1 protein-coding gene is annotated in these 1,480 nt (G+C 64.9%); it reads right to left on the reverse strand.

All coding sequences use genetic code 11. The features are described from left to right. Positions 1-1,480: AAA family ATPase (locus tag FXO23_RS50470; RefSeq protein WP_158896332.1), on the reverse strand; the 1,480-nt coding region annotated here is incomplete at both ends.

Here is a 1,480-nt window from a genome sequence, read left to right on the forward strand (position 1 = left end):
CGTCCGGGACGGCGGAGGGCTTGGCTTCACCGCGGAAGGTGAAGTGGGCCTTGTCGTCCTTGTCCTCTTCGCTGCCGCTCCAGCCGTCGACGTCGACGATGATGATCTGGCCGGGCTGGACCTCGCCGAAGAGGATCTTCTCCGAGAGCTGGTCCTCGATCTCCCGCTGGATGGTGCGCCGCAGCGGCCGCGCGCCCAGCACCGGGTCGAACCCGCGCCGCGCGAGCAGCGCCTTGGCCTTGTCGGTCAGCTCCAGGGCCATGTCCTTGGCCTTGAGCTGGGTCTCCACCCGGGTGATCATCAGATCGACCATCGCGATGATCTGGTCACGGGTCAACTGGTGGAACACGATGATGTCATCGATCCGGTTGAGGAACTCCGGCCGGAAGTGCTTCTTCATCTCCTCGTTGACCTTTTGCTTCATCTTCTCGTACTTCGAGCCCTCGTCGTTGCCCGAAGCGAAGCCGAGAGACACCGACTTGGAGATGTCCTGGGTCCCCAGGTTCGAGGTGAAGATCAGCACCGTGTTCTTGAAGTCGACCGTCCGGCCCTGACCATCCGTGAGCCGCCCGTCTTCGAGGACTTGCAGCAGGGTGTTGTAGATCTCCTGGTGCGCCTTCTCGATCTCGTCGAACAGCACCACCGAGAACGGCTTGCGCCGCACCTTCTCGGTCAGCTGACCACCCTCCTCATAGCCCACATACCCGGGGGGCGCGCCGAACAGGCGGGAGGCGGTGTAGCGGTCGTGGAACTCACCCATGTCGATCTGGATCAGCGCGTCGTCCTCACCGAACAGGAACGACGCCAACGCCTTCGACAGCTCCGTCTTCCCCACACCCGACGGACCGGCGAAGATGAACGACCCCGACGGCCGCTTCGGATCCTTCAACCCGGCACGGGTCCGGCGGATCGCCTGGGACACCGCCTTGACCGCGTCCTCCTGGCCGATGATCCGCTTGTGCAGCTCATCCTCCATCCGCAGCAGCCGGGTGGTCTCCTCCTCGGTCAGCTTGAACACCGGGATACCCGTCCAGTTGGCCAGGACCTCGGCGATCTGCTCGTCATCCACCTCCGCGACGACATCCAGGTCGCCGTCCTTCCACTGCTTCTCCCGCTCGGACTTCTGCCCCAGCAGGGTCTTCTCCTCATCCCGCAACCGCGCCGCACGCTCGAAGTCCTGCGCATCGATCGCGGACTCCTTGTCCCGCCGCACATCCGCGATCTTCTCGTCGAACTCCCGCAAATCCGGCGGCGCCGTCATCCGCCGAATCCGCATCCGCGCACCCGCCTCATCGATCAAATCGATCGCCTTGTCCGGCAGGAACCGGTCGTTGATGTAGCGGTCGGCCAGCGTGGCGGCCGCGACCAGGGCGGAGTCGGTGATGGAGACGCGGTGGTGGGCCTCGTAGCGGTCCCGCAGGCCCTTGAGGATCTCGATGGTGTGCTCCAGCGAGGGCTCACCCACCTGGATCGGCTGGAA

Origin of the sequence: Amycolatopsis anabasis (assembly GCF_009765355.1) — a bacterium.
Taxonomy (GTDB): domain Bacteria; phylum Actinomycetota; class Actinomycetes; order Mycobacteriales; family Pseudonocardiaceae; genus Amycolatopsis; species Amycolatopsis anabasis.